Here is a 5,893-nt window from a genome sequence, read left to right as displayed (position 1 = left end):
TCACTGTTTTAATAAGATTTTTTACTAACCCGCAAAGTCAGTAATCTTATTTTACTCTGAGGTATTTTTTTCTCAACCCTCTTTCTCGGAATTCCCTATATTTGAATTATACAGGAAGCTCCTTTTAGATAAATCGAGCCGGTCACCTGCAACTACAACGCAAGTGCCGGCCCAATATAACCTATTGCTTAATTTTGATTCGCATCATACCATGCCTGTGCTTCTGCCGTTACCCCTTCTCCACCAAGTTTATACCAGTTTTCCAAAAACTGATCATAACTATCTACCGGTGCATCCCCCGTAATAATCTTTACGATCGTTTCCATTGCCAACTTATCCAATGTCGGGAATTTCTCCACCATAGTGTCTGTAGGAATTGCATTGTAAGCAGAAACGTTCTTGTTGTCTTCTTTTATAATACTGTCAATAACAGCATATCCCCCCTGTGGATCACCAAATACCGAATACAGACCAATTCCTGATTGTACCTCTTCATTTTCCACATCCGGATTATCTGTTTTCATAGTCTCCAGGAACGCTTTCATTCTGCTATAATCGCTCTTCTGCTCCGCATTCAGCTCACTGATATCGCCTGTTTCCAATGCCTTGGACTCTTTATAATAATTATCCAGATTCTTCAGAGGTTCCAAAGTTCTTGTCAAAGAGAATTTCCATTCAGAATCTGCAATATATGTTGCAAATTCTTCATCACTTTCTGTATGACACATCACATCTACACTAAGGTTTAACAATTTGATCAGCACTTCCGGATGTTCACATTTGCTGCTTACAGCATAATATCCGCTTGTAGCATTGGTAAACCATGGTTTAGCAGATCCTTCCCCCATTCCATCCGGAATCTGGGCCGCAATAATATGTGCATTGATATCGCTCTTGATCACAGAAGCCGACGGTCCCATTGCTCCCCACATAGGTGCAAACATAATTCCACACCTGCCGGAACTGAACTCTTCTGTTACTCGATCATTATCCATAACACCAAAGTCTTTCGCAATGGATCCATCCAGATACATTTCGTGCAATAAAGTCAATCCTGCTTTCATTTCATCCGCTGCAGCACCGCCCCAGATCACTTCTCCATCCTTTTCAATGAAGGTAAAACTAGAACCATATCCGGGCATTGCTCCGTATCCTTCAAAAAATGCTTGAATTCCTCCATTGGACGCAAATACACCTTTTCCATTCAATGCCAGACCGTAGGTATCATTCTTTCCATTTCCATCCGGATCTTTTTCTGTAAATGCTTTTGCCACTTCATGAAGTTCTTCCATCGTTTTCGGAACCTGCATTCCCACTTTATCCAGCCAGTCCTGACGAATAAACATCATCATGACTGCATCGTATGAATTCCCCAACAGCGGAATTCCGTACAGCTTTCCGTCAACTTTGGCAGATGTCATTCCGATTCCCCCGTCAGATTCGACATACTCCCTCAGTTCATCCGATGCATACTCTTCAAATACATCTGAAATATCTGCGATCACCCCTGTTTTGGCATAATTGATATATTCTGATCCCTGTGTCAAAATAATATCAGGATAATTTCCGGATGTAATTGCATTCGCCAGTTTTGCGCCCCCCTGAGAAGCATCTACTTTATAAATCAGTTCCTGAAAAATATTATGTTTTGCATATAGATCAACCCATTCATTATCCTCCGGTGTTTCCCCTTCCCTGAATTGAAAATCAGGCGATTCCGCCCATCCGATCTTAACCGTTACTGGCTCGGAAAAGCCATATAAATCCTTTTCTTCCGGCGTTCCCTGCTCTTCTTTTTCCACTTTCTCCGAAGATGCTGCAGCAGTAGCCTTGTCATCCCCATTTGCCTTGGGTTCTCCGCATGCTGCCAGCGAACAGACCATGGCTCCGGCCAGGATAGCAGTCATTACCTTTTTGAATTCTTTCTTTCTCATAATCCCTCTCTTTCTGCCTATCCCCATTCAGCATCTCTGACGGCTGTTCTATAGGCTTTGTTTTTGATGATTTTATTGTATGATAAGTTATCCTGTTTTTACATGTACATTTTTTTACTTCATTACCAATTCCATACTACTTCTGTTTGATCGGGATACATACACAGACCAGTAAACCGCCGGATTTCCCTCTTGATACCCCAATTCCTCCTTTTCCCTTATAATATCCCTTTAATCGTCTATGAATGTTAATCAGACCTGTCACCTCTCCCGAATATTCTTCCGACAGTTTCCACTGCAATTCCTCCAACTGGCAATCTGTTAATTCTCCATTATTCTCTATCAAAATATAAATATAATCTTCCCGCATATCGTAGGAAATCTTCAAAAGTCCATTTTCCTCCTTATTTTCCAGACCATATTCAAATGCATTTTCCAAAATCGGCTGAATGATCAATCTCGGGACCATAACCTCCCTCACCGCTTCCGGCAGTTCCTCCAAAACAACTTTCATTCTGGAGGCAAATCTCGTGGCCTGAATTTTTGCATAACATTCTCCATGCTCTATTTCCTTTTTTAAATAAAGAGTATCTGCCGCATTTCTAGTAAGATATTTGAAATAGGTCCCCAGATATTCGGACAGTTCCACGGTTCCTTCCATATCATTCCGTTTTGCTCTTCTGCTTAATAAAAAGAAGCTGTTATACAAAAAATGAGGATTGATCTGAGTCTGCAATTGCTTTAACTCTGCCTTCTGAACAAGATCCTTTTGAACATACACTTCATTGATCAATTTTTCCAGTTCGCAGGTCATGTGATTAAAATTTTCATAAATATACCCAAATTCATCATTTGCAGAATGGCTGATTCTGATATTCATTGTTCCCTTCCTCAGGATATCGAAGGCCTTGCAAAGTTCTTTCAATGGTTTATTGACCATTTTTTCTGTATATCTTGAAAAAAGAATCACCATAAAAACGGAACAGACGATAAACAAAACAAACCATTTCGTATACATATGTAACTGTGCCAATATGCGGTCTTTAGATGAATACTGGATAAAAAAACCAAGATATTCGGAATAAGAAATGCTTACCAGATAATGCTCTTTCTCTATTACCACCTCATTGATTCCATCTGTTTGCTTTATTTTTTTCTCTTTCAGCTCTGCGACCAATTGCTGTCCCAGACCCTTACCGATCGTATCTTCTAAAAACCACTCATTTTCCATTTTATACAAGCATGCCCCACCATCCGAAGAAACAAAATTATTCAAATGATCCACTAATTTATTTTCATCCAGTATAATCTGAAAATAAAAATTAGACTCCCTATCTACTGAATATGGAATCTCTGTTAATGTATATGACAGGCTATTACCATCCGGAATCAGCTTTCCCGTTTCATTTTTCAGGCGATTGTTCTTCTCAAAATCCTCCTCCATCATTTCTCTTATCGTACTGGAATTTATTTTATAATCACTTCCCGGAATATAAATGGTTGCACTTTCTATTAAATTATTTGATGATTTTAGAGCAAATAGCCTCTCCTGAACCGACAGTAATGCTTCCCGCCGTTCATATGCATTAGACAGTAAATCCCGATCCGCCAGAAATGATAATTTTCTATCTGAAAACATCTCTGTCTGCTGCTGTATGATTCCTGTGATCTGATGCTCTACTGACTCCAGATAATATTCTGCCTGAGATTTCATCTGGTCATAAATCGCATTGACTGCCACCTTTTTTGTTGCATAAAAAAAACAAAAAGAACAAAATGTCAAAAATAGAATAATTATCAGCAGCATCAGCATCTGTTTTCTTTTGATCGAATTTATCCACTTTGTTTTTTGAACCTTCTCCATTCCGGCCTCCTGTTTTCCTGCTTTTATATTTCAAGATTCTGCTAATATAATAAATAAGGACAAAATCATTCCGGATTCTGTCCCTATTTCTGATTTATCTTCTTTTGCTTTCTACAGTAAAGACTTGTACTTTATTTTCTTTCCACACCGGTTTACCACGTGAACCTCATACCCTTCCGGCGCTTGATAGTCCAGATATCGTATTTCTCCCTCCTGCACCCACTTGATTTTAAAATATTGAGACTCCACTTTCAAGGCTCCATAACAATCCGCAATCTGTTGTTTTTTCATACACAAAATAATATGTTTTCTTCCACGGTCAATAGATTCCACACCAAGAATATCCCGATAACAGGTATCAATGATATGAGATGCAAATCCATGATTGCAGCTTGCAAAAGCGCCATCATGTTCCCACAATGTTCCTGTCCGGTCCGCCATATATGCAAAAAAATCTCTCGTTTCCTGCAGCACCTGATCCGTCCGCATATTTTGCGATAACATCTCTATCCTGAGATAATTTCCGATAAAGGCATTTGCCGGAGCTATTTCAGGGTAACATTCTTTGCTGTTTCGTCCCGGTCCAAATTTTTCGCATAAAATATCAAACAGCTCCGGATATCTTACAGGAGTTGCTATTTTCATAAAAAAGGCATAATACTGACATACTTCCGTACTTTCCTTTGTAAAAATAAGTTTTCCCTTTTCACGTACCGCATGATCTATAAAAAATCCGTTTCTATATGCCTGACTGCAAATCACATCGGCAATTTTACGCCCTTTTTCTTTCCAGTCCTCTCTTCCGTACAACACGCCTGCCGCTCTTAGCGCAGCGCTGTAAAGCATATTTGAAGGATAATTTACCCCATCTGTCAAAGCATTTGCTCTGGACCACTCTACAAAAACCCATCCATCCAGATTTTCCAGTAACCCATCACTGTTTTCATATTTTTCAAATAATTTGAGCAGTTTCCATATCTTGTCCCAGATTCTGCCATGAATCTTTTCATCTGGTTTCCTCTTATGATACTCAAACAATTCTAAAATCATCCACAAAGCCCAGTTGGGAATATACTCTCCCAAAGGATGATCTGCCGGATAGCACATCGGAAGCATCCCATCCGGTATCCCCGGAAATCTTTCTGCCAGGCAAAAATTTTCCAAAAAATTATCCTCTACTTTTGTATTTCCGGTCAGTACAGCTTCTACACGTGCTGTAAAAAAGCTATCACACAACCATCCTGCTCTTTCTCTAGACGGACAGTCCATATAAATATCAACTGCATTTTGAGAAAATGTCCTTCGAGCTGCCTCAAATACACGATTTACAATTTCATCTGAACAGTTGAACGCTCCGTTGTCCGAATCCGGATTGATATATTCTCTAACCCAAATATCCCTAATATGTATTTTCCCTTTCAATACCATCCATTTTCCATATCTCCCTGTATAAGGTTGGATGGTTTCTACTGTATAGGCTCCTTTTTTCAACTCATAGTAAATACCGTTCACACAACACATACGATTATAGCATATATCTTCCTGTGTAAGTACCTCATCAAATACATACACAATTGTACAATCCTGTTCACAGATCAAATCTGTTCCCATAAATCCGGTCGTATTATACCCCATATCAAATAAACCGAACTCCCCTTCTGACAAGGTTACCGCTTTTTTGAATGGAAATTTTTCTTTTCTTTTTTCCATTCTCTTTGTTTTCATCCTATCCAGTCGGGGTGATAAAAACAATTCCAATTCTTCCACCGGATATCCCTCATATTCCTTGTCTATCCCAAGATATGATCTATCTTCCCAGATTTTTGCCTCCGGATCAATCCCAAATGTTCCCTGCGCCAAAAACTGCTCTGCATGTTTTACGGGGAATTTACTATAAGATACATGTCTCTTCAACAGTTTCTTTTCTTCCGTTTCACATAGCAAACTCTGATCTTTTTGGCAAATCCCTTTTTGAACCAAATCGCACATGCTGTGCAATAGCCTTTCTTATCTTTTCTCTGCACCGTTGCCACGGTGCTCTTTTTCTTTTACAATAGCCTTATCCTTATGAAAGGAAAAACCCTACGGATGAGTG

General features: G+C 39.3%; 3 protein-coding genes. All 3 read right to left on the bottom strand.

Translation table 11 applies throughout. The features are described from left to right. Window positions 1-188: 188 nt before the first annotated feature. Window positions 189-1,934: an extracellular solute-binding protein gene (locus FYJ45_RS28595; RefSeq protein WP_195842037.1), complete on the bottom strand. Its 1,746-nt coding sequence runs from the start codon at window positions 1,932-1,934 to the stop codon at window positions 189-191. A 136-nt stretch (window positions 1,935-2,070) separates the two neighbouring features. Then, on the bottom strand, window positions 2,071-3,798 hold the full coding sequence (locus FYJ45_RS28590) for a sensor histidine kinase (RefSeq protein WP_154468346.1): 1,728 nt from the start codon (window positions 3,796-3,798) through the stop codon (window positions 2,071-2,073). Between the two features lie 111 nt (window positions 3,799-3,909). Then, window positions 3,910-5,778, bottom strand: a complete 1,869-nt coding sequence (locus tag FYJ45_RS28585) for an alpha-L-rhamnosidase-related protein (RefSeq protein ID WP_195842035.1) — start codon at window positions 5,776-5,778, stop codon at window positions 3,910-3,912. Window positions 5,779-5,893 lie beyond the last annotated feature (115 nt).

It is taken from the genome of Eisenbergiella porci, from assembly GCF_009696275.1.
Lineage (GTDB): Bacteria > Bacillota > Clostridia > Lachnospirales > Lachnospiraceae > Eisenbergiella > Eisenbergiella porci.
Note: the sequence above shows the minus strand (reverse complement) of the source record. Positions and strands in the feature narration are given on the sequence as shown.